Source organism: Streptomyces sp. NPDC007971, assembly GCF_042958635.1.
GTDB lineage: Bacteria > Actinomycetota > Actinomycetes > Streptomycetales > Streptomycetaceae > Streptomyces.
The window spans coordinates 29,079-53,938 of the sequence record NZ_JBIBJK010000010.1; the positions used below are offsets into that span (position 1 = coordinate 29,079).

23 protein-coding genes are annotated in these 24,860 nt (G+C 71.2%); 10 read left to right on the plus strand and 13 right to left on the minus strand.

Going from position 1 to position 24,860, the window contains the following annotated elements:
• Positions 1-63: 63 nt before the first annotated feature.
• Positions 64-2,391 (minus strand): protein kinase, encoded by a 2,328-nt coding sequence (locus ACFZCP_RS21800; protein ID WP_391429034.1) that lies wholly within the window; start codon positions 2,389-2,391, stop codon positions 64-66.
• A gap of 355 nt (positions 2,392-2,746) precedes the next feature.
• On the opposite strand from ACFZCP_RS21800, the gene ACFZCP_RS21805 reads away from it, so the two are divergent.
• The 3 genes from ACFZCP_RS21805 (at position 2,747) to ACFZCP_RS21815 (ending at position 5,741) form a co-directional block, all read left to right on the plus strand.
• Positions 2,747-4,102: an aminotransferase class III-fold pyridoxal phosphate-dependent enzyme gene (locus ACFZCP_RS21805; RefSeq protein ID WP_391429036.1), complete on the plus strand. Its 1,356-nt coding sequence runs from the start codon at positions 2,747-2,749 to the stop codon at positions 4,100-4,102.
• Positions 4,103-4,213: 111 nt separating this feature from the next.
• On the plus strand, positions 4,214-4,906 hold the full coding sequence (locus tag ACFZCP_RS21810; RefSeq protein WP_362698307.1) for a GntR family transcriptional regulator: 693 nt from the start codon (positions 4,214-4,216) through the stop codon (positions 4,904-4,906).
• Positions 4,907-5,090: 184 nt separating this feature from the next.
• Complete coding sequence (locus tag ACFZCP_RS21815) at positions 5,091-5,741, plus strand: hypothetical protein (protein ID WP_362698310.1); 651 nt, start codon at positions 5,091-5,093, stop codon at positions 5,739-5,741.
• Here the strand turns inward: ACFZCP_RS21815 and ACFZCP_RS21820 are convergent.
• The 3 genes from ACFZCP_RS21820 to ACFZCP_RS21830 all read right to left on the minus strand — a co-directional run bounded on the left by ACFZCP_RS21820 (position 5,734) and on the right by ACFZCP_RS21830 (position 8,647).
• Positions 5,734-6,126 (minus strand): hypothetical protein, encoded by a 393-nt coding sequence (locus ACFZCP_RS21820; protein ID WP_391429039.1) that lies wholly within the window; start codon positions 6,124-6,126, stop codon positions 5,734-5,736. The two genes, ACFZCP_RS21815 and ACFZCP_RS21820, sit on opposite strands and share 8 nt — an antisense overlap.
• 99 nt (positions 6,127-6,225) lie before the next feature.
• Positions 6,226-6,723 carry a hypothetical protein gene (locus tag ACFZCP_RS21825; protein WP_391429041.1) on the minus strand — a complete coding sequence of 166 codons (498 nt, stop codon included), beginning with the start codon at positions 6,721-6,723 and terminating at the stop codon, positions 6,226-6,228.
• Between the two features lie 100 nt (positions 6,724-6,823).
• Positions 6,824-8,647 carry a 5'-nucleotidase C-terminal domain-containing protein gene (locus ACFZCP_RS21830; protein ID WP_391429043.1) on the minus strand — a complete coding sequence of 608 codons (1,824 nt, stop codon included), beginning with the start codon at positions 8,645-8,647 and terminating at the stop codon, positions 6,824-6,826.
• A gap of 250 nt (positions 8,648-8,897) precedes the next feature.
• On the opposite strand from ACFZCP_RS21830, the gene ACFZCP_RS21835 reads away from it, so the two are divergent.
• On the plus strand, positions 8,898-9,326 hold the full coding sequence (locus tag ACFZCP_RS21835) for a hypothetical protein (RefSeq protein ID WP_391429045.1): 429 nt from the start codon (positions 8,898-8,900) through the stop codon (positions 9,324-9,326).
• A 346-nt stretch (positions 9,327-9,672) separates the two neighbouring features.
• Positions 9,673-10,179, plus strand: coding sequence for a hypothetical protein (locus tag ACFZCP_RS21840; RefSeq protein WP_391429047.1), 507 nt, complete (start codon positions 9,673-9,675; stop codon positions 10,177-10,179).
• Positions 10,180-10,189: 10 nt separating this feature from the next.
• Here the strand turns inward: ACFZCP_RS21840 and ACFZCP_RS21845 are convergent, their stop codons facing one another.
• On the minus strand, positions 10,190-10,417 hold the full coding sequence (locus tag ACFZCP_RS21845) for a hypothetical protein (protein WP_391429049.1): 228 nt from the start codon (positions 10,415-10,417) through the stop codon (positions 10,190-10,192).
• A gap of 100 nt (positions 10,418-10,517) precedes the next feature.
• Positions 10,518-11,801 carry an adenylosuccinate synthase gene (locus tag ACFZCP_RS21850; protein ID WP_362698325.1) on the minus strand — a complete coding sequence of 428 codons (1,284 nt, stop codon included), beginning with the start codon at positions 11,799-11,801 and terminating at the stop codon, positions 10,518-10,520.
• A gap of 196 nt (positions 11,802-11,997) precedes the next feature.
• Between ACFZCP_RS21850 and ACFZCP_RS21855 the strand changes: the two genes are divergently transcribed.
• Positions 11,998-12,852, plus strand: a complete 855-nt coding sequence (locus ACFZCP_RS21855) for a diacylglycerol kinase family protein (protein WP_391429050.1) — start codon at positions 11,998-12,000, stop codon at positions 12,850-12,852.
• Between the two features lie 136 nt (positions 12,853-12,988).
• Entirely contained in the window at positions 12,989-14,500 is a 1,512-nt protein-coding gene (locus tag ACFZCP_RS21860) for an amino acid permease (RefSeq protein ID WP_391429052.1), read from the plus strand.
• A 160-nt stretch (positions 14,501-14,660) separates the two neighbouring features.
• Here the strand turns inward: ACFZCP_RS21860 and ACFZCP_RS21865 are convergent, their stop codons facing one another.
• Positions 14,661-15,152 (minus strand): MarR family transcriptional regulator, encoded by a 492-nt coding sequence (locus ACFZCP_RS21865; protein WP_391429056.1) that lies wholly within the window; start codon positions 15,150-15,152, stop codon positions 14,661-14,663.
• A 74-nt stretch (positions 15,153-15,226) separates the two neighbouring features.
• Here ACFZCP_RS21865 and ACFZCP_RS21870 point away from each other — a divergent pair, with 74 nt between their 5' ends.
• From ACFZCP_RS21870 to ACFZCP_RS21880, 3 genes are all read left to right on the plus strand, one after another.
• Entirely contained in the window at positions 15,227-16,120 is an 894-nt protein-coding gene (locus tag ACFZCP_RS21870; RefSeq protein WP_391429059.1) for an ATP-binding cassette domain-containing protein, read from the plus strand.
• Positions 16,117-17,724: an ABC transporter permease gene (locus ACFZCP_RS21875; protein WP_391429061.1), complete on the plus strand. Its 1,608-nt coding sequence runs from the start codon at positions 16,117-16,119 to the stop codon at positions 17,722-17,724. Before ACFZCP_RS21870 ends, ACFZCP_RS21875 begins: the two co-directional genes overlap by 4 nt.
• A gap of 205 nt (positions 17,725-17,929) precedes the next feature.
• Positions 17,930-18,487 (plus strand): RICIN domain-containing protein, encoded by a 558-nt coding sequence (locus ACFZCP_RS21880; RefSeq protein WP_391429062.1) that lies wholly within the window; start codon positions 17,930-17,932, stop codon positions 18,485-18,487.
• 119 nt (positions 18,488-18,606) lie between these two features.
• On the opposite strand, the gene ACFZCP_RS21885 is transcribed toward ACFZCP_RS21880, so the two are convergent.
• The 6 genes from ACFZCP_RS21885 to ACFZCP_RS21910 form a co-directional block, all read right to left on the minus strand.
• Positions 18,607-19,827, minus strand: coding sequence for a cytochrome P450 (locus tag ACFZCP_RS21885; RefSeq protein ID WP_391429064.1), 1,221 nt, complete (start codon positions 19,825-19,827; stop codon positions 18,607-18,609).
• An 86-nt stretch (positions 19,828-19,913) separates the two neighbouring features.
• Positions 19,914-20,375: a hypothetical protein gene (locus ACFZCP_RS21890; protein WP_391429066.1), complete on the minus strand. Its 462-nt coding sequence runs from the start codon at positions 20,373-20,375 to the stop codon at positions 19,914-19,916.
• A gap of 54 nt (positions 20,376-20,429) precedes the next feature.
• The gene (locus ACFZCP_RS21895) at positions 20,430-21,095 is read right to left on the minus strand and encodes a response regulator transcription factor (protein WP_362698350.1); all 666 of its coding nucleotides are present in this window, start codon (positions 21,093-21,095) and stop codon (positions 20,430-20,432) included.
• On the minus strand, positions 21,092-22,447 hold the full coding sequence (locus ACFZCP_RS21900; protein WP_391429068.1) for a histidine kinase: 1,356 nt from the start codon (positions 22,445-22,447) through the stop codon (positions 21,092-21,094). Before ACFZCP_RS21900 ends, ACFZCP_RS21895 begins: the two co-directional genes overlap by 4 nt.
• A gap of 315 nt (positions 22,448-22,762) precedes the next feature.
• Entirely contained in the window at positions 22,763-23,440 is a 678-nt protein-coding gene (locus ACFZCP_RS21905) for a response regulator transcription factor (RefSeq protein ID WP_362698356.1), read from the minus strand.
• 4 nt (positions 23,441-23,444) lie between these two features.
• Positions 23,445-24,854: a histidine kinase gene (locus ACFZCP_RS21910; RefSeq protein WP_391429071.1), complete on the minus strand. Its 1,410-nt coding sequence runs from the start codon at positions 24,852-24,854 to the stop codon at positions 23,445-23,447.
• Between the last annotated feature and the right edge of the window lie 6 nt (positions 24,855-24,860).

A 24,860-nucleotide genomic window follows, 5' to 3' on the forward strand; every position in this document is an offset into this window, starting at 1 on the left:
CCGGACGCGTCCGCCGAAGTTCGCCGAGCGTTCAACTGCCCCAGCAGGAACGGCCGTTTCATCTCACTGCTTGCTGTACGTCAGGCTCTCCCCGCCGCTCCTCTTCGCCCGCTTCAGCTTCCCGTCACCCTGCAGCGTGATCTCGGTGGCCTCGCCGGGGGAGCAGGACGAGGCCGGCTCACCGGAGGAGACCGTGGACGGCCCGATCTCCAACGGGCCGTTGCCGCCCGGCTGTTCGGCGAGCTTCGCCTCGAAGACGCAGTGGTACGTGCCGCCGCCGTCGGTGGGGCCGTCCGCGACGAGCGTGAGGACGGTGTCGCCGACCTTGCCCTGCCGGATGGTCAGCCGGCGGGTGTTGGACCCGTTGGAGTTGTCGATCGTGGTCTGCCAGGTGCCGAGATAGGAGTCCGGGATCGCACCGTCCGCGGGCGCGGAGGAGGAGGTCGACGAGGTCGGGGCAGGCGGCTGGGACGCGCCGCCCGGCGTGGTCGCGCCGCCGGTCGGCGTGTGGCCGGCCGACCCGGTGGCCGTGCTCTGGCCGCCCCGCTTCATCAGCGCGTACACCGATCCGCCCGCGCCCAGCGCCACGACCAGCGCGATCACGACGAGCAGCGCGGTCGACCGCCCGTTCCTGCGCTCCGGCTCCTGCGGCACGCCGATCGCCGGCGGACCGTAGGGCGGGGTGGAGCCGAGCCCGCCGCCGTAGGGGTTGTACGCCTGCTGCGGATAGCCGTAGGCGGCGGAGGAAGGCTGCGACTGCTGTGGCTGTTGCGGGTACTGCGCGTGCTGCTGTGACTGCTGCGGGTGTTGCTGTGGGTGTTGCGCGTGCTGCTGCGGATGCTGTTGGGGCTGCTGTGGATATCCGTACGGACCGGGCGTCCCGTACGCACCCGGCGCACCCGGCGCACCCGGCGCACCGTATCCGGGAGCGGGGGCGGGAGCGGGGCTGGAACCGGGAGCGGGAGGAGCGGTGGGAGCGGCGGGAGGCGCGGTCGGCGGCGGAGCCTGCCCGGAGATCACGGTCGGAAGACGGTCGACGGGCCCGCTGCCGTTCTGGACCGGCCCCGGCCCCGACCCCGGCCTGCCGGGATCCGCGGGCGCGGACGGCGGCACGGAGACGTCGTCGGCGGCAGAAGCATGCTCCGGCGAGCCCTCGGGCCCGCTCCCCTGCCGATGAACCCAGGCGGGCACAGGCACCCCCGGCCCCTCCCCACCCGGACCCGCACCTGCGCCCGGGACGGCAGGACCCCCCGGAGGGGATCCCACACCTGGCGACGGCACGTGCGCACCCGCACCCGCACCCGCCGACGCCGCTTGCCCCCCATTGGGGCCACCCGCACCTGCCGACGGTGCCTGCGCCCCACCGGAGTCACCCACACCCGCCGACGGTGCTTGCCGCCCACCGGAGCCACCCGCACCCGCAGACGGACCGGCACCTCCGCCCGAGGCCGCCCCCGCCTCCGCTCCGCCCTCCGGATCCTCGGTCTCCAGCAACTGCACCGCATGCCGCCCCAGCTGCGCCACCAGCGCCCCCGGCAGCCACGGGTCCCGGGAGCGACCCCCGGCCACCGTGTCCTCCGCGCCCGTCCGCTCCAGGATCCGGTCCAGCGAGGGCCGTGCGGCGGGATCCTTCCTCAGGCATTCCCGCACCAGGTCCGCGACGCCCTCCGGCACCCCCTCCAGATCCGGCTCCTCCTGGGCGATCCGGAACATCAGGGCGTGCACCCCGCTGTTGGCGCCCCCGAAGGGCAGGACACCGGTCGAGGCATAGGCGAGCACGGACCCGAGGCAGAAGACGTCGCACGCCGGCGTGATCCGGTCACCGCGCACCTGCTCGGGCGCCATGAATCCGGGCGATCCCACCAGCGATCCGGTGCGGGTCAGCCCCTCCCCCGCCAGCGTCTCCATCGCCCGCGCGATCCCGAAGTCGATCACCCGGGGCCCGTCGATGGTCACCAGGACGTTCGACGGCTTCAGATCGCGGTGCACGATGCCCGCCGCGTGGATGTCCTTCAGCGCATGGGCGAGGCCCGCCGCCAGGATCCGTACCGACCGCTCGGGCAGCGCCCCGTGATCGTGGCCGACGACCTGTTGCAGGCTCGGCCCGGCGACGTACCCGGTGGCCACCCAGGGCACCGGGGCCTCGGTGTCCGCGTCGAGCACGGGCGCGGTCCAGTACCCGCCGACCCGCCGCGCGGCCTGCACCTCCTGCCGGAACCGCGCCCGGAACTCCTCCTGCTCGGCCAGTTCCCGGCGGACCAGCTTCACGGCCACGGTACGGCCCCGGTCGGACCGGGCCAGGTACACATGCCCCATCCCGCCCGCGCCGAGCCGTGCCAGCAACCGGTACGCGCCGATTCGCTGCGGATCCCCCGGTCCCAGCTTCTCCATCCCCGCGCCGCCTTCCCCCCATAGGTCTGCAACGGACCGAGAATAGTGCGGCCCTACGGAGAGTCGCGCGGAGCCGACTCTACGGTTCCATAACAGCCCCGTTCGGCGGACCGCCTCGTCCAGGACCGCCGGCAGCCGCTCCACCAGCGGTACCGGGCCCCGTCGGCGGCCCCGTCGGCATCCCCGTGGCCAACCCCGGCAGCGGCACCGAAAACGGCCCGGGCAACGACACCGGCACACCGCCCCGAGCACCTGTCACCCGGCGCCCCCGTCGACAACCTGTCGCGGAATCACCCCGTCCAAGGAACAAGACGCCGATGTCGCGTCCGCATCCCGGACATTTACGCTCGCCCGCATGACCCCTCAGCCCAACCCCGACGCCGGCGCCGCAGTGAAGGCCGCGGACCGCTCGCACGTCTTCCACTCCTGGTCCGCCCAGGACCTCATCGACCCGCTCGCCGTCGCCGGCGCCGAGGGGTCGTACTTCTGGGACTACGACGGCAAGCGGTACCTGGACTTCACCAGCGGGCTCGTCTTCACCAACATCGGCTACCAGCACCCCAAGGTCGTCGCCGCGATCCAGGAGCAGGCCGCGAAGATGACGACCTTCGCGCCCGCGTTCGCCGTCGAGGCGCGCTCGGAGGCGGCCCGGCTGATCGCCGAGCGGACCCCCGGCGACCTGGACAAGATCTTCTTCACCAACGGCGGCGCGGACGCCGTCGAGCACGCCATCCGCATGGCCCGTCTGCACACGGGCCGTCCGAAGGTGCTCTCGGCGTACCGCTCGTACCACGGCGGCACCCAGCAGGCGATCAACGTCACCGGCGACCCGCGCCGCTGGGCCTCCGACAGCGGCAGCGCCGGTGTCGTGCACTTCTGGGCGCCCTTCCTCTACCGCTCCCGCTTCTACTCCGCGACCGAGGAGCAGGAGACCGCGCGGGCCCTGGAGCACCTGGAGACGACGATCGCCTTCGAGGGGCCGGGGACGGTCGCGGCGATCGTCCTGGAGACCGTGCCCGGCACCGCCGGGATCATGGTCCCGCCGCCGGGCTATCTGGCCGGTGTCCGCGAGATCTGCGACAAGTACGGCATCGTCTTCGTCCTGGACGAGGTCATGGCCGGGTTCGGGCGGACCGGCGAGTGGTTCGCGGCCAACCTGTTCGACGTCGTCCCGGATCTGATGACCTTCGCCAAGGGCGTGAACTCGGGATACGTCCCGCTCGGCGGCGTCGCCATCTCCCAGAAGATCGCCGAGACCTTCGGCAAGCGCCCCTACCCCGGCGGTCTCACCTACTCCGGACACCCGCTGGCCTGCGCCGCGGCCGTCGCCACGATCAACGTGATGGAGGAGGAGGGCGTCGTCGAGAACGCGAAGCGGCTCGGCGAGAGCGTCGTCGGGCCCGCCCTCGCCGAGCTGGCCGAGCGGCACCCGAGCGTCGGCGAGGTGCGCGGTGTCGGCATGTTCTGGGCGCTGGACCTGGTGAAGAACCGGGACACCCGGGAGCCGCTGGTGCCGTACAACGCGGCCGGGGAGGCGAACGCCCCCATGGCCGCGTTCACGGCCGCCGCCAAGCAGCACGGCCTGTGGCCCTTCGTGAACATGAACCGGACGCATGTGGTCCCGCCGTGCAACGTGACGGAGGCCGAGCTGAAGGAGGGTCTCGCGGCTCTGGACGCGGCGCTGACCGTCGCCGACGGCTACACCGCGTAGCCGAACCGCGTCTGCCGCCCGGGCGGTCCGAACGCGTAAGGTGACGTGCTCGTAAGAGATGGCGAGTATGTGCGAGTACGTCACCCGTACGCGTGAGGAGAGGCCCGGACGATGCCCGGCAACGGCGCCGTGACGCGCAGCACCCTGCGCCAGCAGATCGCTGATGCGCTGCGTGACGAGGTGCTGGCGGGGCGTCTCATGCCGGGGCAGGCGTTCACGGTCAAGGAGATCGCCGACCAGTACGGCGTCTCGGCCACCCCGGTGCGCGAGGCGCTGGTCGACCTGTCCGCGCAGGGCATCCTGGAGGCCGACCAGCACCGTGGCTTCCGCGTCCCCGAGTACACGCTCGCCGACTACCGGGCCATGATCGAGGCCCGCAGCCTGGTCACCGACGGCATGTTCCAGGCCCTCGCCACGGGCCACAAGGCCTTCGCCGGCGCCGAGGACCCGCGGACCGCGGCGTCCCTGGCGGCCGTGCGCAGGCGCGGCGAGGAGGCCCAGCGGGCCGCGGCGGCCGGTGATCTCACCGTGCTCATCGGCTACGACCTGCGCTTCTGGCGCGAACTGAGCGGCCTGTTCGGCAACCCCTATCTCGCCGACTTCCTGCACCGGCTGCGGGTGCAGTCCTGGGTGTGCGCGGTCCAGCACCTGCGCCGCCTGCCCGACGTCCGCGGCCGTCTGTGGTCCGGCCACACCGCCCTGGTCGACGCCCTGGCCCGCCGCGAGACGGAGACGGCCCGCGCGATCGTGGCCACCGCCAACGCCCACTCCCTGGCCCTCGTCGAACAGCTGGCGGCGGAATGACGGCCCACCCCGCGACCGCCTCATGACCGCCCCGGTCAACCCGTCCGAGTCTGGGTATGGGACCAGCACCGGGGGAGCCGAGCCCGTGCACAGGGGGAGCTGAGCCCGCCCCCACCGATTACCCTTCCCAGACCACCTGCTGCCGTGCGTGAAGCGCGCGCCCGCCGATGCGAGGAGTTCTCTTTTGGCCTGTGACCTGTGGCTGGTACCGCTCGTGGACGTGTTGTGCCACACCCCGGACAACCCGTTCGCAGAGGAACTCGGGCACTACAACAACGCGCTGGCCACGGCCGGTCTCCCACCGGTGCCGGTGTACCAGTACATGCCGGGCCTGTCCGGCGATGTCGCCCCGGTGGCCGGTTTCGACTACGACGCACTGCACTTCCTGCGCCGCGTCTACCTGCTCCAGGTGTGCGGGCTGCCGGTGACCCCGGTCGACGAACTCGGGGGCGACTACGAGCAGCTGCTGGAGATGTTCGAGTCGACGGCCAAGCAGTCCCACCTGGTCTGGCACTACGACCACGCGGGCGCCTACGTCCCCGTGGACTTCCCGCACCCGCTGGAGAACGAGGACCTCCTCGCCGGCGGCGGCCCCCTCGGCTCCTCGCAGACGCTGCTGAGGGAACTCGAGTACGTGGCCCCGTCGATCGGCATCGATCCGGCCAACCCGCCGACCGCCCCCGAACCTCCCTCCGCCCCCACGGAGTTGGAGGAACCGGCCATCCCCGGCCCCTACGACCCCAGCCCCTTCGCCCGCGAGCGGCACGTGTGGCTCGGTCTGCACGCCGCGGCGACGCGGTCCCTGGCCCAGGGCTCGATGATCGTCTTCAGCTGAGGGCGTTGCGCAACAGGAGCGTGTGCACCGGACGGTCGGGGCCGGTGGGCGGACAGCGCCAGCCAAACGGCCAGGTCTGACCGCTGAGCGCGGGCACGGGAATGAAGCTGACCCGGTACGGGCCACTGGTCAGCCGGGTGACCTCGGGCGGCCAGGGGTGGTGGGCGGTGCTCCCGGGCGCCACGAGGAAGTAGACACAGCGCCGCCCGCTGCCGGACTCCACGACGGGCCCCGGGCTGCCTCCGGTCATCCGCGCGAGCCGGTCGGCGACGTCCCGCCCGTGGTCCGCGTCGAGCCGTACCACGTCGAATTGGACCCCTGCCTTGCGGAGTTGGATGCCGGTGGCGGGAATCCATTCCAGGACGGGGTGACTTTCCGTATTCATGGGACCAGTGTCAGTGGCGGCCACTACGGTCTTCCATAACTCTCCGTCGACCCTTCGAGACGGTCGGGAGTCGACGCGCCGCGGCCTGGGCCGACTTCCTCACCCACGCCGCGAAGCAACCGCGTTCCGCTTCGCGAACGACCAGGTGACCGCCGTCAGCAGGGGCGGGACGGCGAGGAGCGGCGCGTAGGCGAAGCCCCAGACCACGCGTGGCGTACCGCTCGCCACATACGTATGGCTGTCGACGGTGAGGGCGACCACCACCTGCCACACGGCCACCAGGACCAGCACGCCCGAGGCCGTCCAGGCGACCCCGGCCAGTGCACGGGGCCGCAGCGGCCGCCACCGCTCGCCGACCAGCAGCAGCGGGAACAGCGCGGCCAGCTCCGTGACGACGGACAGGCCGACGACGTAGGCGACGCCCCAGCCCGGTATGCCGTAGACGTCGCGCAGGATCCGGTCGCTGTAGCCCACGTAGATGCCAGAGGCCATGGCCAGGCGCCACAGGCCGGAGGGTGCCGCGCACCAGGCGATGGCGTGGGCGGCGCGGCGGGCCCATGCAGGGGCGGGAGGCGGGGCGGCAGTCACTGTGGTCATGCCGTACAGCCTGGCCCGGGGCCCGTGGCCGCGCGTCGTCCTCGCGGCCGGGTACCCTCCGCCGGGCGGCGGAGGGTACCCCTGCTGCGGAAGGAGCGTCCTAGAACACCGGCGTTCCGGCCTGGGTCAGCTTCCAGTTGGTGACCGCGAAGTCGGCCGGGTCGAGGCTCTTCTTCGCCGTGACGTAGTCGATCATCAGCTGGCGGATCTCGTTGGTCGAGCTGTAGGCGATCGGCGCGGCGGCGATGTGCGGGTAGCCCGAGCCGCCGTTGGCACGGTAGTTGTTGACGGCCACGACGAAGACCTGGTCGTCGGCGACCGGGGCGCCGTTGTAGGTGAGGTTCTTGATCCGGGAGCCCTCGGCCTGGGCGATGTCGATGTCGTAGGAGACGCCCGCCGCCGTGTCGTACATGTAGTCCCAGAAGTTGTTGGCGTTGGTGAGGGTCGCGGTGTCGACCTTCGTGCCGGCCGGGACCTGGTGGTAGTACTTCGCCCCGAACTCCAGGTAGTCCTTGAGCTGGGCGCCCGTCAGCTTCTTGCCGTACAGGGTGTTGTCGTAGATGTAGAGCCCGGCGATGTCCTTGATGGTGACGTTGCCCTGGGGGATGTCCGCGGTGCGGCTGAAGGGCGCGGCGACGGAGATCAGCGGGAGTGCCGCGTCCGCCGCGGACAGGCCGGTCTTCACGGTGTCCATCTGGACCTTGTGGATGAAGTCCATGATCGGCACGTCCTTCCAGCAGGAGTCGGCCGCCGAGAGGTCCTCGGTGCAGGTGCCGACCGTCGTGTTGACGTACTTCACGACCAGCTGGTGGTCGGCCTCCAGGAGCTTCTTGATCTCCGGGTCCTCGTCCACCGTGTTGGGGTTGAGGGTCTGGGCCGTCTTGCCGGTGACCTTCCACTGGCCGTGGTGCAGTTCGAGCTCGAAGTCGAAGACGCTCAGGCGGTAGCCCCAGCAGTACGGCTCGGAGAGGAGGACCTCCTCGCCGGTCTCCGCGTTCTTCACCGTGTACGACGGGACCTCGACGTGGGTGTGACCGACGAGGATGGCGTCGATGCCGGGCACCTGCTCGGCGACGAGGTTCGAGGCGTTCTCGACGTACGGGAGTTCGTCGCCGTAGGAGGAGGAGCCGTCCAGGCCGGAGTGGTCGGTGAGGAAGACGACGTCACAGCCGAGGGCGCGCAGCCGCGGGACGTACTTCTTGGCCTGCTCGACCAGCCCGGGGAAGACCATCTTCCCGCTGACGTTGTCCTTGTCCCACAGGGCGATGCCGGGGTTGGTGAGGCCGAGGATGCCGACCTTGATGTCGGGGGCGCCGGGTACGCAGATCCGCTTCACGGTGTACGGGTGGAAGGCGGGGCGCAGGGTCTTCGCGTCCAGGGCGTTCGCACCGAGGAGGGGGAAGTGGCACTGGCTCTCGAACTTGCGCAACGTGTCGATGCCGTAGTTGAACTCGTGGTTGCCGAGGGCGGCGGCGTCGTAGCGCATGTGGTTCATGGCGACGGCCATCGGGTGCTTGGGGCCGCGCTTGCCGTCGGTGCCGGTGATCGGGGCGACACGGGCGAAGTAGTAGGCCAGGGAGGTGCCCTGGATGATGTCGCCGGCGTCGACGAGGAGCGTGCGGTGCTCGCCCTTCGCCTCGCGCTGCTGCTTGATGAGGGTGGCCACCCGGGCGACACCGACGGAGTTGCCGGCCTTGTCGGAGTAGGCGGCGTCCTTGTAGTAGTCCCAGTCGAAGACGTGGCTGTGCAGGTCGGTGGTGCCCAGGATGGAGAACGACCAGGTACGCGGCGACTTTTCGGGCCTGTGTCCGGCTTCCGCGGCCTCTGCGGTGCCGCTGCCGACCGCTCCGGCAGCGGCCACGGCGGCGCCGGTGACGGCCGACTTCTTCACGAACTCCCGGCGGTTCATGGGACTGACGGGCATACGGGTCTCCTGAGACGCGCGCGAAGGGGTTGATGGACGGGCTGTACAGAACTACACGCGTAGAGCGTGGCGTCCCCCACTCCAACCCGAAACCAGAAACAAGCCATGTCCAGGTCAAGGATGGACCATGAACGGGGCATGCGGGGATGGCTGATCACACTCCCACCAATGCGAACAGCCGTGCGAAAAGGAGAGGTTGGCCCGTAGGGTGGATCAGTAACGTTCTTCGCAGAACGAAAGGCGGGGGCCTGTGACCAGAGGCGGCGGAGGCGGCGGGACAGCGCGCGAGGACGGGCCGACGTCCGTACACCTCGACCAACTCGCACCGGCGGCCGGAGGCGGAGGCGGAGCCGACTTCGCCTCGACCCCCGCGGAGAAACAGGCAGCCGCAAACGCCATCGAACAGCACCTGGAACCCGACACACGCAAGGCCGGCTCCTCCGCCGACGACAGCACGACCACGGCCGTGAAGGAGTTCGACGGCAAGGAGGCCGGCGGCTGGGCCGCCTCGGGCGCGCTGAAGGGCGCGCACAAGACGTGGCAGGACCAAGTGGCAGGACTCATGGGCCGGCTGTCCTCGGAGAAGACGGCGTTGCGCTCCGCGACGACGCTGTTCCAGAACACCGACCTCGGTGTGGACTCGCGCCTGCGCGCCGTGTCCCCACTCGACAAGTACTGAGCCGGGCCGGGACCACGAAGGCACCAGCGGAATGTTTCAGGGGTGGTGACCGTGGCCCCGACCACGGACGGAAAGCCCAAGGTGACACTCGACTATCAAGTCAATCTCTGGGACCGATACAACTGGACGCCGGCAAATCGACGAAGTTCCCCATGGGGCTCGTTGTCGAGGACAAGGACATGGGCCGCCTACACAAAGTGGGATTTGCGCAGGAGTTCGACATGCGAGGAAGCAGCTCGCCGTACACACATGACCTGAACAGCGGCTCGACTGCCACCATCGACCCGCCCGACCCTGGGCGGACAGGCTCCCGGGCCGATGTCTCCCGCGGCGACGAGGAGAACCGATGAGCAAACGAATTGCCGCGCTGTCCGGCGCCTTCTGCGCGGCGCTGCTCCTCACGGCATGCTCGTCATCGGACAGCGGGGTCACGGTGAGCCGTACGTCCGGCTCGGGGCCGACCTGGGACAAGAAGGCAGGTGCCCCGCAGGCCGCGTCCTTCATGAGGCTTCGTGTGCCGCCCGGTGCGACGGCCGTGAAGGGTGCGGTTCAGGTGAACCCGCAGGAAGACAAGTATCTGTTGTCCTTCGTCACCGACCGGGCGACCGCCGCGCATCTGGCAACCGAGCTGCACTTCGACCATCCGCTGAGCACGACCGAGAAAAGCGGTCTGGGCGGCTCCCTTTTCAAGCACCTCGGCCTCACCGATCCGGAGAAGCTGAACGGGGTGCGATGGTCCGGCGTCTGCCCTCCCTGCGTCGTGAAGCACGGTCGCGGGCAGGTGCAGTGGATCGAGATGTTCGTGCACGACGAGGGCAACGGACGGGCCCGGGTGTACCTGCAGGCCTTCTAGCGTCGGGCGGCTACGGCCGCAGGTCGGGCACGCGGCCGATGAGGCGGATCACCGGCGGCCACAGCACCCCGCTCGCCATCAGCAGCGAGGGACCGAGGTGCACCGGGCACACCAGCAGGGCAGGCCTGCCGTACCGGGCGATCTCGAAGACCGCGGGGTCGGAGCAGTCCGCGCCGCCGGCCTGGGCGCCTTCGCCGCCGTACGGTCCCCTGCACATCGGGGTCCGGTTGACGCTCATACTCCGATTGTGCACCTCGCCCACGACGGAACCGCCCGCCGATCACGCCCCGGAGGGCGGACCGGCGGGCGGCCGGAGCAGACCGGGGAAGCCCCGCGGCCTACAGGAACGAGTTGATCTCGATCGTCTCGTCCCGGCCCGGGCCCACGCCGATCGCGGAGATCGGGGCGCCGGACATCTCCTCCAGCGCCTTGACGTAGTTCTGGGCGTTCTTGGGGAGGTCGGAGAAGGACTTCGCCTTGGTGATGTCCTCGGACCAGCCCGGCAGGGTCTCGTAGACCGGCTTCGCGTGGTGGAAGTCCGTCTGCGAGTAGGGCAGCTCCTCGACGCGCTTGCCGTCGATCTCGTACGCCACGCAGACCGGGATCTCCTCCCAGCCGGTGAGCACGTCCAGCTTGGTGAGGAAGAAGTCGGTCAGGCCGTTCACACGGGTCGCGTAACGGGCGATGACCGCGTCGAACCAGCCGCAGCGGCGGTCACGGCCGGTCGTCACGCCCCGCTCGCCGCCGATGCGGCGCAGCGCCTCGCCGTCCTCGTCGAACAGCTCGGTCGGGAAGGGGCCGGCGCCGACACGGGTCGTGTACGCCTTGAGGATGCCGATGACCCGGCTGATCTTCGTCGGGCCCACGCCGGCGCCGGTGCAGGCGCCGCCCGCGGTCGGGTTCGAGGAGGTGACGAAGGGGTACGTGCCGTGGTCGATGTCCAGGAGGGTGCCCTGGCCGCCCTCGAACAGGACGACCTTGTCGTCCTCCAGCGCCTGGTTCAGGACCAGCACGGTGTCGGTGACGTACGGCCTGATCTGCTCGGCGTAGCCCAGCAGCTCCTCGACCACCTGGTCGGCGGCGATCGCGCGCCGGTTGTACAGCTTGGTGAGCAGCTGGTTCTTGACGTCGAGGGCCGCCTCGACCTTCTGCAGCAGGATCGACTCGTCGTAGAGGTCCTGGACCCGGATGCCGACGCGGTTGATCTTGTCCGCGTAGGTCGGGCCGATGCCGCGGCCGGTCGTACCGATCTTGCGCTTGCCGAGGAAGCGTTCCGTCACCTTGTCGACGGTCACGTTGTACGGCGTGATGATGTGCGCGTTACCGCTGATCAGGAGCTTGGACGTGTCGACGCCGCGCTCGTTCAGACCGCTCAGCTCGGAGAGCAGGACCGACGGGTCGACGACGACACCGTTACCGATGACCGGCGTACAACCGGGCGAGAGGATTCCGGAAGGGAGGAGGTGGAGTGCATACTTCTGGTCGCCGACGACCACCGTGTGACCGGCGTTGTTGCCGCCCTGGTATCGCACTACATAGTCCACCGAGCCACCGAGCAAGTCGGTGGCCTTCCCCTTGCCTTCGTCACCCCACTGAGCACCGAGCAGCACAAGTGCGGGCACGCGCGTACACCCCTTCCGGGCGGGGCATGTCCAAGGTCAGGGGCACGGGCGTAAGGTCACCGCCGCGTACCACCGCGACCGTCGTTGGCCGCACAACCGTCGGACCGGATGCCCCGGAATAGACGAAGCCCCTGGCGCAATAGCGCAAGGGGCTCTTGCACAAAGATGCTACCCGAGGAAGCGAGGCAGGACCGAGGTGGCAACCTTCGCGACGTCCGATCAGCTGCTGGTGATCATCGATCCGGCGGCACGGCAGACGGACGGTGAGTCCGTACGGATCGCGAAAGACGTGCTCAGCGCGGGTGCGACCACCAAGGTCTGTCTGCCGGAGGGGCCCGAGGAATTTGCCCGGGCGCTCGGCCGGCGAGGGTCCCGGCGCCCGGTGGTGGTCGGCGACGACCGGGCGCTGGTCCGCACGGTGACCCTGTTGCACCGCCACCGGGAGCTGGCCGGATGTGCACTGGCGGTGGTGCCGGTGGGCACCACGGCCCTGGCGGAGTCCCTCGGCGTACCGGCCGGCGCGGTGGCGGCGGCGCGGGCCGTGCTGGAGGGGGCCGAGCGGCGGCTGGACCTGCTGGTCGACGACAGCGACGGGGTGGTCCTGGGCGGGCTGGGCATTCCGCCGGCGCCGATGCGGGCTGCTGCCGCTGCCGAACCGGTGAGCGTCGCCCAGGGGCGGCCGTGGCTGCGCACGACGTACCGCTCCCTGGTCCGCACCCTGGCCCCGCGCCCGGCCCGTCTGACGTCCGTACCGGCCCCGGGACCCTCCCGGCTGAAGGTGGAGGTCGACGGGACGACGGTGGTCGACCTGGACCAGCCGGTGCAGTCGGTGTCGGTGACGCCGGGCGCGGCGGGCGCGGCCAGGATCGAGGTGCGGCCGCTGTCCCTGGGCGCGGAGGCGACGCCGCTGCAGGCTTCGGGCCGCAGCGTGACGGTGGCCGGGGCGGACTTCCGGTACCGGGCGGACGCCCTGGTCTCCGGGCCGGTACGGCGCCGGACCTGGACCGTGCGCGAGGCCGCCTGGGCGCTGACCCTGCCCGTCCATGCGTGACCGCAGGGACCCCCTAAAGGTCTGGTGACAAATATTTAACCGGGCCGACCCCTTGAGGGACCGGTTCTTCCTCCACCATCCTGCTCCATCAGGGCGCGGTGTCTGCGCGCGCGGAGCTGAGGAGAGGGGCCACCCGATGGCAGTGGACGAGGGCGTTGCCCCGGCGGCACATACGGACGACGACGAAACGGTTCATCGGCTGAAACCCAACGCCGTCGGGCTGCTGGGCGTGGTGTTCATGGCCGTCGCCACGGCCGCGCCGATCACCGCGATGACGGGCAACGTGCCCTTCATGGTGTCGTCCGGCAATGGCATCGGGGCGCCCGCAAGCTATCTCGTGGCAATGGTCGTCCTGGCAATCTTTTCCGTGGGTTTCACGTCGATGGCGAAGCACATCACGTCCACGGGCGCCTTCTACGGCTTCATCTCCTACGGCCTCGGCCGCACGGCGGGTCTCGCCTCGGGGCTGCTGGCGACCTTCGCGTACGTCGTCTTCGAGCCGGCGCTGATCGGGATCTTCTCCACCTTCGCCACCAACACCCTCAAGGACCAGACGGGGGCCCACGTCCCGTGGTGGGCGTTCGCGGTCCTGATGCTGGCGGTCAACGCCACCGGCACCTGGTTCGGGGTGAGCGTCGCCGAGAAACTGCTGGTGGTGCTGCTGGCGACCGAGGTGACGGTGCTGGCCGCGATGGCCGTCTCGGTCGCCCTCCACGGCGGCGGGCCGCACGGCTTCACCTTCGCGCCGGTCGACCCCGTCAACGCCTTCAGGGGAACGTCCGCCGGGCTCGGGCTCTTCTTCGCCTTCTGGTCGTGGGTCGGCTTCGAGTCGACGGCCATGTACGGCGAGGAGTCGCGCGACCCGAAGAAGATCATCCCCAAGGCGACGATGATCAGCGTCCTGGGCGTCGGCGTCTTCTACGTCTTCGTCTCCTGGATGGCCATCACCGGCAACGGCGAGGCCGCCGCCGTGAAGGCCGCCTCCTCCCCCAACCCCCTGGCCCTGTTCTTCGACCCGACCGAGCGCTACGTCGGCCACTGGGCGGTCGACGTCATGCAGTGGCTGATGATCACCGGGTCGCTGGCCTGCGGCATGGCCTTCCACAACTGCGCCGCCCGCTATCTGTACGCCCTCGGCCGGGAAGGCGTGCTGCCCTCGCTGAAGAACACCATCGGCCGCACCCACGCCCGGCACGGCTCCCCGCACCTCGCCGGCCTGGTGCAGACGGTCGTCAGCGCGGTGCTGATCGGCGCTTTCTGGGCCGCCGGCAAGGACCCGTACACCGGTACGTACGTCCTGCTCGCCATCCTCGGCACCATGGCGATCCTCGTCGTCCAGGCCGTGTGCTCGTTCGCGGTGCTGGTGTACTTCCGCTCGCACCACCCCGAGAGCCGCCACTGGTTCCGCACCCTCGTCGCGCCGCTCGTCGGGGGCGTCGCGATGCTCGGCGTCGTCGTGCTGCTGGTGTCCAACATGGGCGCGGCGGCCGGGCCCGAGTCCGGCTCACTGGTGCTGAAGGCGACGCCGTGGCTGGTGGCGCTGGTGGCGGGCACCGGTATCGGGTACGCGCAGTACCTCAAGCGGCGCTCGCCCGAGCGGTATGCCCTGATCGGGCGGACGGTGCTGGAGGAGACGAAGGAGCGGTGAGCTTCGCCGGGGGCCGGTCTGCCGAGGGTGCTGGTCTGCCGAGGGTGCTGCAATCGGCCGTCGGCGGGTGCGGCGTCCGTCGTGGCTTGTCGCGCAGTTCCCCGCGCCCCTTTCGGGGCGCTGAGCCGCGCGGCGTCGTCGGGGCTCGGGGTCTGCGACCTCAGTGGCCGAACTTCTCTTCCCGGTAGGTCTTCCAGCGTTCCATCATCTCGGCCACGTCCTTCTCGATGAACTCGAAGAAGGCCAGGGTCTCGGAGAGTCTGCGGCCGGCCGGGGTGCCGGGGCCCAGGCCGGCGACGCCGTCGCGCAGGGCGTCCTCCCAGCGCTTGATGATCGCCTCGCGACTGGTGAGCGCCTCGTACCACTGGTCGCTGTGCACCCGGTAGCGCTCCCGGCGCGAGCCGGGCTCGCGCTCGCGGGACACCATGTGCACCTGGGCGAGGCAGCGCACGGCGCCGGAGACGGCCGCGGGGCTGATCTGCAGCTGCTCGCCCAGCTCGGCCGAGGTCAGGGTGCCGGCGTCGGAGGCGAGCAGCGCCGCGAAGACCCGGGAGGGCATGCGCGGCATCCCCGCCTCCACCAGCTGTGCCGCGAAGTGCTCCACGAACCGCGAGACCGCCTCCGGGTCCCGCTGCGAACTCGGCTCCGTCATGCTCCTCACCCTATCCGGTGTTCATGCGCTTCCTTAACTTCACAAATTTCTGAACGAAGCGTACGTTCAAAACCATGACCACGGCAATCACGGTCTCCGGACTGCACAAGTCCTTCGGCCGTACGCATGCGCTGGACGGCCTCGACCTGGACGTCGAGGCCGGTGAGGTGCACGGCTTCCTCGGGCCCAACGGCGCCGGCAAGTCGACCGCCATCCGCGTCCTGCTCGGCCTGCTGCGGGCCGACGCGGGCGCCGCGCAGGTGCTGGGCCGCGACCCGTGGACGGACGCGGTCGAGGTGCACCGCCGGATCGCCTACGTCCCCGGCGACGTGACCCTGTGGCGCAACCTCTCCGGCGGCGAGGTCATCGACCTCTACGGCCGCCTGCGCGGGGGCCTGGACACGGCCCGCCGTGCGGAGCTGGTCGAGCGCTTCGAGCTGGACCCCGCCAAGAAGGGCCGCACCTACTCCAAGGGCAACCGGCAGAAGGTCGCCCTGGTCGCCGCCTTCGCCTCGGACGTGGACCTGCTGATCCTGGACGAGCCGACCTCGGGACTGGACCCGCTGATGGAGGGGGTCTTCCGGCGCTGTGTCGAGGAGGAGCGGGAGCGGGGCCGGACGGTCCTGCTGTCCTCCCACATCCTCAGCGAGGTCGAGGAGCTGTGCGACCGGGTCAGCATCATCCGCAAGGGCCGGACCGTGGAGACCGGCTCGCTCGCCGACCTGCGCCACCTCACCCGCACCAGCGTGAGCGCCGAACTCACGGGCCCGCCCAACGGGCTCGCGCACCTGCCGGGCGTCCACGGCCTCGACATACAGGGCCACAGGGTCAGCCTCCAGGTGGACACCGCCCAACTGGACTGCGTGCTGCGGCAGTTGAGCGAGTCCGGCGTGCGCTCGCTCACGTCGGCCCCGCCCACGCTGGAGGAGCTGTTCCTGCGCCACTACCAGGACGAGGGGTCACGATGACGACGCTCGCGGCACCGGCGCCGTCCGGCGGCTCCCGCCAACTGGCCGGCACCCGGACCCTGTTGCGCTTCGCCCTGCGCCGCGACCGGACGCTGATCCCGGTGTGGCTCGCGGTGAACGCGCTGATGGTCCTCTCCATGCCGAACACGCTGAAGAACCTCTACGGCACCGCGACCGAACGCGCCGCCCTGACCCACCAGCTGGAGACCAACGCCTCGTTCCGGGCCCTGATCGGACCGGTCTTCGACACCTCGATCGGCGCACTGACCGCCTGGCGCGTCGGCGTCTACGCGGGCGCGCTGGCCGCCGTCATGAGCCTGCTGATCGTCGTACGGCACACCCGGGACGAGGAGGAGAGCGGCCGCCAGGAGCTGGTGGCGTCCGGGATGGTGGGCCGCCGGGCCTCGCTCACGGCGGCCCTGCTGGCTGCGGCCGTCGCCAACGCCGTACTCGCCCTGCTGGTCACGGCCGGCCTGTCCGCACAGGGGGCCGCCGGCGCACTGTCCTTCGGGCTCGGACTCGCGGCGACCGGCATGGTCTTCGCCACGACGGCGGCGATCGTCGCCCAGCTGACGCAGAGCGCGCGCCTGGCCCGTGGTCTGACGGCGGCGGTGCTCGGCACGGCCTTCGTGCTCCGCGCGGCGGGCGACGCGGCGACGGACGAAGGCTCCTCGGTCCCGACCTGGGTCTCGCCGCTGGGCTGGCTGGAGAACCTGCGCTCCTTCGCCGGCGAACGGTGGTGGGTGCTGCTCCTGTTCGCGGCGGCGGTGACCGCACAGGGCGCGCTCGCGTACGCACTCGCGGGGCGCCGGGACCTCGGCATGAGCTTCCTGCCCACCCGGCCCGGACCGCCCACCGGCCGTATCGGCACGGCGGCCGGGCTGGCCTGGCGCCTGCAACGCGGCGGCGTCCTCGGCTGGTCGGCCGGCTTCTTGCTCGCCGGGGTCGTCCACGGCGGGCTCACGGACGGCGCGGCCGATCTGGTCCGTGACAACGACAACGCCCGGCAGATCTTCGAGCGGATGGGCGGGCACAGCGGCCTCACGGACGCGTTCCTCGCCTCCATGGTCGGCATGCTCGGCCTGATCGCGGCCCTGTTCGTGGTGGCCTCGGTCCTGCGCCTGCACGGGGAGGAGACGTCGGGCCGCGCCGAACCGGTGCTGGCGTGTGCGGTGGGGCGGCTGCGCTGGGCGGCGAGCCATCTGGCGATCGCCTTCGGCGGCTCGGCCCTGATCATGCTCCTGGCGGGCCTGGGCTTCGCGGTGGGCTACGGCAGGCAGACCGGCCCGATCCTGGTCGCCTGCCTGGTGCAGCTCCCGGCGGTGTGGGTGATCGGAGGGGCGGCGGTGCTGCTGTACGGGACGGCGCCCCGGCTCGCCCCGGCGGCCTGGGGCATCGCCGGGGCGGTCCTGCTGATCGGCTGGGTCGGCCCGGCCCTGGACGCACCCCAACCGGTCCTGGACCTTTCCCCGTTCGGCCACCTGCCGAAGCTTCCGGGCGGCGGGATGGAGTGGGGTCCGGTACTGGCCCTCACGGGGCTGGCGGCGGCGCTGGTGGCCGCGGGGCTGGCGGGCCTGAGGAGGCGGGACATCGTCGGGTCGTGAGGCTGCGGTTGCCAGTGACGTGAGACTGCGGTTGCGAGAGCCGTGAGGCTGAGGTTGCGGGTGGAGTCGCGGGCGCCGATAGTGGGAGAACAGCCGCGCTCGGATCAGATATCCCCCGGCGGTCCGTTCGTACGGCGCCGGAGAGCGGACCTGACGGCCAGTCGGCGATGCTGTCACCCCCTCTTCCTCGGAGAGGAGCACCCCCATGCGCAAAAACGCCCGCGCACGCCGTCTCCTGACGGTGCCGACGGTCTTCGTGGCCGGGGGCATCCTGCTTCTTCCGGCCCCCGCACGCGCGGACCTCGCCGCCGGGGCGCCGCGCATCTCCGGAGCCTCCTTCCAGATCCGTAACGTGCAGACCGGCAAGTGCGCCACGATCGCCGGAGGAACCCTGCCCGACAACAACCTCCAGATGGTCCAGTTCACCTGCGACACCGACGCCTCCCGCCGCTGGAACCTGGTCAACTTCGACGGGGACTCGTACCAGATCAGGAACGCGAAGACCGGCAAGTGCATGACGATCGCGGGCGGCACCCTGCCCGACAACAACCTGCAGATGGTCCAGTTCACCTGCGACACGGACACCTCGCGCCGCTACCGGGTGGCCAACTGGAACGGCGTCTCCTACCAGCTCGTCAACGCGAAGACCGGCAAGTGCGCGACGATCGCGGGCGGCACCCTGCCCGACAACAACCTGGAGATGGTCCAGTTCACCTGCGACTCCGACCCGTCGCGGCGCTGGGTCCTGCGACTGGCCGGCTGACACGCCTTCGAGGTCTCGCACCGCGCCCGTACGCACACCGCACCTCGGCGCACCGCCTCTGAGCGCACCGCCCCTGAGCGCACCGCCCCTGTGCACACGGTCTCTCGGCGCACCGCCTCTCAGCGCACCTCCACCCGGAGTCCATCCAGCCCCCGGATCACGAAGTTCGGCTTGCGCTCCGGCTGGGCCGCCAGGCTCAGGGTGGGGGCCTTCTCCAGCAACGCCGCCATCGAGGCCGCAAGTTCGATGCGTGCCAGCGGTGCCCCGATGCAGTAGTGGATGCCGGCGCTGAAGGAGATGTGGGGGTTGTCCGTGCGGGTGAGGTCGAGTTCGTCAGGGGCCCGGAAGACCTCCGGATCGCGGTTGGCGGAGCCGAAGAGCATGGCGATCTCGGCACCCCTCGGGATCACCGTGCCGTCGATCTCGATGTCGTCCAGCACCCAGCGCTCGAAGAGCTGGAGCGGGGTGTCGTAGCGCATCAGCTCCTCGATCGCCGAGGGGATCAGGGAGCGGTCGGCGCGGAGGGCGGCCAGCTGCCCGGGGTTGCAGAACAGGGCGTACCAGCCGTTGACGGTGGCGTTGACGGTCGCCTCGTGCCCGGCGTTCAGCAGCAGGACGGCCGTGGAGATCATCTCCTGTTCCGTCAGCCGGTCGCCCTCGTCGTGGGCCGCGATCAGGCCGGAGATCAGATCGTCCCCGGGCTCCTTGCGACGAGCCGCGATCAGCTCCCGCAGATACTCCGAGAACTCGACCGAAGCCCGCACCGCCTTCTGCGCCGTCTCCCGCGGCGGATTCAGCTCGTACATCCCGCAGATGTCCGCCGACCAGGGGCGGAGCCGGGCGCGGTCCGCGTCGGGGATACCGAGCATCTCGGCGATCACCGCCACCGGCAGCGGTTCCGCCACGTCCGCGAGCAGGTCGCCGCCGCCCGCCCGGACGAGCCCGTCCACCAGCTCGCCCGCCAGGGCCTGCACATACGGCTTCAGCCGCTCCACCGTGCGCGGGGTGAACGCCTTCGACACCAGGCGCCGGATCCGCGTGTGGTCCGGCGGCTCCAGGTCGAGCATGCCGTGGTCGTTGAGGGTGTGGAACGGCTCGTGCTCCGGCGGGGGCGCGCTGCGGCCGAAGTCCTCGTGCGTGAAACGGTGCTGGTAGGCGCGGCCCAGTCGGCGGTCGCGCAGCAGCGCCGAGACGTCCGCGTGGTGCGGGACCAGCCACTGGTCGGTCGGCTCGTACCGGATCACCCGGCCGCGGGCGCGCAGCTCGGCGTAGGCCGGGTAGGGGTCGGCGAGGAACGCGGGGTCCCAGGGGTCGAACGCGAGGTCACTCTGGCCTGCCATGCGGGGACGCTAGCGTGCCGGCCCGGCCTCTGACCAGGGGTGTCCGCCCCCGACGTGCACCGGTTGCGCGGCAGCCGCTGCGCCGCTCAGATCCAGTCCGCGACCAGGACGTAGTCGTAGTAGAGGGGATCGCCCTCCTCGTCCACCGGCTGCTCGTGGCTGCTCTGGTTCGCGAGGATCACCTTCAGCTCCGGCAGGGCGTCGAAACCGAGGTCGTCCTCCTCGATGACGTGGCCCCGCAAGGCGAGCTGCTCGAAGAGGTCCTCGCTCGGGGTGCGGAAGACGTCCAGCCCGTCGAACAGTATCCGCACGTCGGCGTCCTCGTTCCGGAACCGGAACAGCTCCACACCGCTCAGTGCGCCGCGGGTGAATCCGAGCACGACGTCCAGCCCGGACTCCTCGTGCCTGAGGACGATCTGCCCCGGGCTCGTATCGTCCGCGACGGGCCGGAAGGGCCCGGATGCGTGGAAGGTGCCGCGCGCCTGAGCGACCGACATGCCGAGCCGGAAAGGCCCCACGCCGACCTGCGGGCGGATCTCGACCTCCATGCGTACTCCCTCACTCGGTGGCGACAGGACGTCCGGGAAGGACGTCTCGCGCCATCATCCCGGTGTCACCAGCCGCGCCTCGTACGCGAAGACCGCCGCCTGGGTGCGGTCCCTGAGGCCCAGCTTCACCAGGATGCGGCTCACGTGGGTCTTGATCGTCGACTCCGCCACCACCAGCCGCCCGGCGATCTCCCCGTTCGACAGGCCCTGCGCGATCAGGATCAGTACCTCCGTCTCGCGTTCCGTCAGCTCCCCGTAGGCCGCCTGGGCCGAGGGCATCAGGCGCGGTGTGTCCGCCAGCCGCGAGAACTCCGTGATCAGCCGCCGGGTCACCGAGGGGGCGAGCAGCGCCTCGCCGGAGGCGACCACCCGTACTCCGTCGGCGAGCTGGCGGGCCGAGGCGTCCTTGAGGAGGAAGCCGGAGGCTCCCGCGCGCAGCGCCTGGTACACGTACTCGTCGAGGTCGAAGGTGGTCAGCACGAGCACCTTCGCCGTCCCGTCCGCCGCGACGATCTCCCGGGTCGCCTCGATGCCGTTCAGCTCCGGCATGCGGATGTCCATCAGCACCACGTCCGGCGCCAGTTCCCGTACCCGCTCGACCGCCTCGCGGCCGTTGACGGCCTCGCCGACGACCTCGATGTCCGCCATCGCGTTCAGCAGGACGGAGAAGCCCTCACGGACCATCATCTGGTCGTCCGCGATCAGTACGCGGATCGTCATGCCCCACCCTCGATCGTGCTGTCCGCCACGGGCACCGGCAGGAACACCGTCACCTCGTAGCCCCCGTCGGCCGCCGGGCCCGCCGTCATCTCCCCGTTCAGCATCGAGACGCGCTCACGCATCCCGGTGATGCCGTGCCCGGCACCGGGCGAGGGCTTGATCAGGGCGGGGGCGGGCGGCGGCGCGTTGACTATGCGCAGGCCCAGGCCGCCCAGGACGTATCCGATCTCGACCCGCGCACTCGCGCCGGGAGCGTGCCGCAGCGTGTTGCTCAGCGCCTCCTGGACGATCCGGTACGCCGACAGCTCCACGCCCTGCGGCAGTTCGCGCGTCGCACCGGTCACCACCCTGTCCACGTCCAGTCCGGCCTCCCGCACATTGGCGAGCAGCCCCTCCAGATCGGCGAGGGTGGGCTGCGGGGCGTCCGGCGCCTCGTAGTCCTCCGCGCGGACGACGCCGAGGACCCGGCGCAGCTCGGCCAGGGCCGCCACCGCGTTCTCCCGGATGGTGACGAAGGCCTTCTCCAGCTCCGGCGGCGGGTTCTCCACCCGGTAGGGCGCGGCCTCCGCCTGGATGGCGACCACCGACATGTGGTGGGCGACCACGTCGTGCAGTTCGCGGGCGATGGTCGTGCGCTCCTCCAGCAGCGTGCGCCGCGAGCGCTCCACCGCGGTCACCGTCTGCTGGGCACTCACCTCCTGCCGGGCCTCGCGGCGGGTGTGACGGACGGTGACGGCCAGCAGGATCAGCGCGGACAGGAACAGCATCGGGGCGGCGTTGCTGTCGTAGTGGCTCCCGCCGAGGAGGGTCACGCTCCAGAAGCCGAACAGCGCGGTCAGCACCCACATCCAGGCAGCGGTGCGCGGCCGGGTGCGTATCGCCACGACCGTGAGCACCACCAGGTGGGAGATGAAACTGCCCGGCAGCCACGGCCACATGCCCCAGCCGTCGCCGACCGTCGAGGTGATGGCGGTCGCCCAGAGCGACAGCCAGAACGCGCCGACCGGGCGCACGAGGGTCAGCAGCACCGGGATCAGGACGAGCGCCCCGCACACCAGCTGCGTCATCCCGTGGCCGGCGAACGTCGCCGCGTTGGCGAGCAGCGCCACCGTGCCGGCCGCGACCACCACGGCGTGCGGGGTCCAGGGCGCGTACTCCCGCAGGCGGCCGGGCAGGCGCCGGGTGATCGGGCCGTCGACGCCCATGCGGGGCAGCGGGCGGTAGGCGAAGGCTCCCTGGAACAGGTCCTGCCGCAGCCCGCGCAGGGCGTCGACGACCAGCCGGAACTCCGGGCTGCGCGGCCTGCCGGCCGCCCCCGGCGGTGGTGTCTGCGTGTGCGTCGTCTCGGTCACGTGCAGAACGGTAGGCGGTCGCGGGGGTCGCGGTCGTCCCCTCGCAGAGGGGTCCTCGGGGATCCTTCTCAGGTACTACGCGTCGGGGGTGGGGTGGAGGGGCGGGGCGGGGCGGAGCCGCGGCCGGGAGAAGGGGGGAGGTCAGGGGCAGGGGCAGGGGCTGAGGCAGGGACTGGGGCTGGGGCAGGGGCGGGTCAGCGGCAGCCGGAGGCGGACCCGGCCGGTGTCGGGGGTTTGGGCGGGGTCGGGTCAGCGGATTCCGGGGCGGACCGGGCCGGACTCAGGGGCGGGGTCGGGGGCGGGGTCGGGGGCCGGTCAGCGGCTGCCGGGGCGGACCAGGCCGGACTCGTAGGCGAAGACCGCTGCCTGGGTGCGGTCCCTGAGGCCCAGCTTCACCAGGATCCGGCCCACGTGCGTCTTCACCGTCTGCTCGGCCACGAACAGCCGCTCGGCGATCTCCGCGTTCGACAGGCCCTGCGCGATCAGTGCCAGCACCTCCGTCTCCCGCTCGGTCAGATCGCCCACCCGCTGCTTGAGCGGAGCCCGGGGCGTGCCGCCCAGGCGGGAGAACTCGGCGATGAGCCGACGGGTGATCCCCGGGGCGAGCAGCGCGTCACCGGCCGCCACGATCCGGACCGCCTCGGCGAGCTGGGCCGCGGAGGCGTCCTTGAGCAGAAACCCGGAGGCACCGGCGCGCAGCGCCTCGTAGACGTACTCGTCCAGGTCGAAGGTGGTCAGGACGAGAACCCTGATGTCCGGGTGGTCGGTGGTGATGCGGCCGGTCGCCTCGATGCCGCCGACATCGGGCATCCGGATGTCCATCAGGACCACGTCCGGGGTCAGCTCGCGGGCCCGGGCGATCGCGTCGCGGCCGTCCACCGCCTGTCCGACGACCTCGATGTCGGGCTGGGTGTTGAGCAGCACGGTGAAGCCCTGCCGGACCATCTGCTGGTCGTCGGCGATGAGTACGCGGATGGTGCCGCCGCTCGTCATGGAGTCACTTCTCCTGTTCGGACGGGTCGGACCGTTCAGACCGGTCGGACAGGTCGGACGGGGTTGTGGTCGGGGTGGCGTCCCGGGGCAGGAAGGCCATGACCCGGAAGCCGCCGTGCCGGGTCGCGTTCGCGTCGACATGGCCGCCGAGCATCGTCGCGCGCTCGCGCATCCCGAGCAGCCCGTGTCCGGCGCCCGGGGAGGGCGGGACGGGCTGCCGCGGGCGGGAGTTGATCACTTCCAGGTGCAGGCCGTTCGGGAAGTGCCCGACCTCGACGCGCACCCGCGAGCCCGGTGCGTGCCGCAGGGCGTTGCTCAGCGCCTCCTGCACGATCCGGTACGCCGACAGCTCCACGCCCGGCGTGTAGGGCCGCGCCTGGCCCACGACCTCGCAGGCCACGTCCAGCCCGGCCGCGCGGGTGTTCTCGATCAGCGCGTCGAGCCGGTCGAGTGTGGGCTGGGGTGCGTCCGGGGCCGCTCCGGTGCCGGGAGCCCCCAGGCCGTAGGGATCCTGGGGGTTCTCCGAACGCAGCACACCGAGCACCCGGCGCAGCTCCGTGAGCGCCTCCAGTGCGTTCTGCCGGATCCCCGCGAGGTTCTCGATCAGCTCGTCCGACGGGCGTTCGACGAGGTGGGGGGCCACCTGCGCCTGGATGGAGATGACCGACATGTGGTGCGCCACCACGTCGTGCAGCTCCCGTGCGATACGGCTGCGCTCCTCCAGCAGGGTGCGGCGGGCCCGCTCCTCGGCGGTGAGCGTGGTCTGCTCGACGAGTTCGGCGCGGGCCTCGCGACGGCCGCGCAGGGCGATGCCGAGCACCACGACGACCGCGGACAGCACCACCGCGAGGACCCCGGTGGGCTGGTAGTGCGCCCCGCCCCACACGCCCTCCAGGACGTAGGTGACCAGCGCGGTCAGGGCCAGCGCCTCGACCGACACCCGGGTGCGTACCCGCAGCGTGAGCAGCAGCAGGACGAGCAGGTGCGCGATGATGCCGGCCGCGGTCCAGGGCCAGGTGAACTCCTCCCCGGCCACCATGCCCTGGCTTCCGTGGACGGCGACGGCTCCCACCACGGTCGCCGTCATGGACAGCCACCAGGCCGGAAGGGGCCGCCACAACCCGAGGACGATCGCGCCGCCCTGGGACAGACCGATCAGGAAGGCCGGTCCGGAGCTGAGGTGCCCGTTGTCGCCCAGCTGTGCCACCGCGCCGAGCGTGACCGCGAACGCGGCCAGGCAGAGCACACCGTGCGGCAGCCAGCGCAGCCACACGGAGGGCGGCAGCGGATCCGGCCTGAGCGTCCACAGGTCCTCGTGCAGCACCCTCAGCCAGCGCCTGAGCCTGCCCGCCGACGCCAGCCTGAGCCTGCCCGCCGACGCCGCGAACACCCGGCGGCCCCCCGTTTCCGTCACGCGCCA

Bases quoted from the DNA above. Each gene is read 5' to 3' on its own strand.
- ACFZCP_RS21820 (WP_391429039.1), bottom strand. From the start codon at position 6,126: ATGAATACGGAAAGTCACCCCGTCCTGGAATGGATTCCCGCCACCGGC.
- ACFZCP_RS21825 (WP_391429041.1), bottom strand. From the start codon at position 6,723: ATGACCACAGTGACTGCCGCCCCGCCTCCCGCCCCTGCATGGGCCCGC.
- ACFZCP_RS21895 (WP_362698350.1), bottom strand. From the start codon at position 21,095: ATGACGATCCGCGTACTGATCGCGGACGACCAGATGATGGTCCGTGAG.
- ACFZCP_RS21810 (WP_362698307.1), top strand. From the start codon at position 4,214: ATGCCCGGCAACGGCGCCGTGACGCGCAGCACCCTGCGCCAGCAGATC.
- ACFZCP_RS21860 (WP_391429052.1), top strand. From the start codon at position 12,989: ATGGCAGTGGACGAGGGCGTTGCCCCGGCGGCACATACGGACGACGAC.
- ACFZCP_RS21845 (WP_391429049.1), bottom strand. From the start codon at position 10,417: ATGAGCGTCAACCGGACCCCGATGTGCAGGGGACCGTACGGCGGCGAA.
- ACFZCP_RS21830 (WP_391429043.1), bottom strand. From the start codon at position 8,647: ATGCCCGTCAGTCCCATGAACCGCCGGGAGTTCGTGAAGAAGTCGGCC.
- ACFZCP_RS21880 (WP_391429062.1), top strand. From the start codon at position 17,930: ATGCGCAAAAACGCCCGCGCACGCCGTCTCCTGACGGTGCCGACGGTC.
- ACFZCP_RS21885 (WP_391429064.1), bottom strand. From the start codon at position 19,827: ATGGCAGGCCAGAGTGACCTCGCGTTCGACCCCTGGGACCCCGCGTTC.
- ACFZCP_RS21800 (WP_391429034.1), bottom strand. From the start codon at position 2,391: ATGGAGAAGCTGGGACCGGGGGATCCGCAGCGAATCGGCGCGTACCGG.
- ACFZCP_RS21875 (WP_391429061.1), top strand. From the start codon at position 16,117: ATGACGACGCTCGCGGCACCGGCGCCGTCCGGCGGCTCCCGCCAACTG.
- ACFZCP_RS21870 (WP_391429059.1), top strand. From the start codon at position 15,227: ATGACCACGGCAATCACGGTCTCCGGACTGCACAAGTCCTTCGGCCGT.
- ACFZCP_RS21840 (WP_391429047.1), top strand. From the start codon at position 9,673: ATGAGCAAACGAATTGCCGCGCTGTCCGGCGCCTTCTGCGCGGCGCTG.
- ACFZCP_RS21865 (WP_391429056.1), bottom strand. From the start codon at position 15,152: ATGACGGAGCCGAGTTCGCAGCGGGACCCGGAGGCGGTCTCGCGGTTC.
- ACFZCP_RS21905 (WP_362698356.1), bottom strand. From the start codon at position 23,440: ATGACGAGCGGCGGCACCATCCGCGTACTCATCGCCGACGACCAGCAG.
- ACFZCP_RS21805 (WP_391429036.1), top strand. From the start codon at position 2,747: ATGACCCCTCAGCCCAACCCCGACGCCGGCGCCGCAGTGAAGGCCGCG.
- ACFZCP_RS21890 (WP_391429066.1), bottom strand. From the start codon at position 20,375: ATGGAGGTCGAGATCCGCCCGCAGGTCGGCGTGGGGCCTTTCCGGCTC.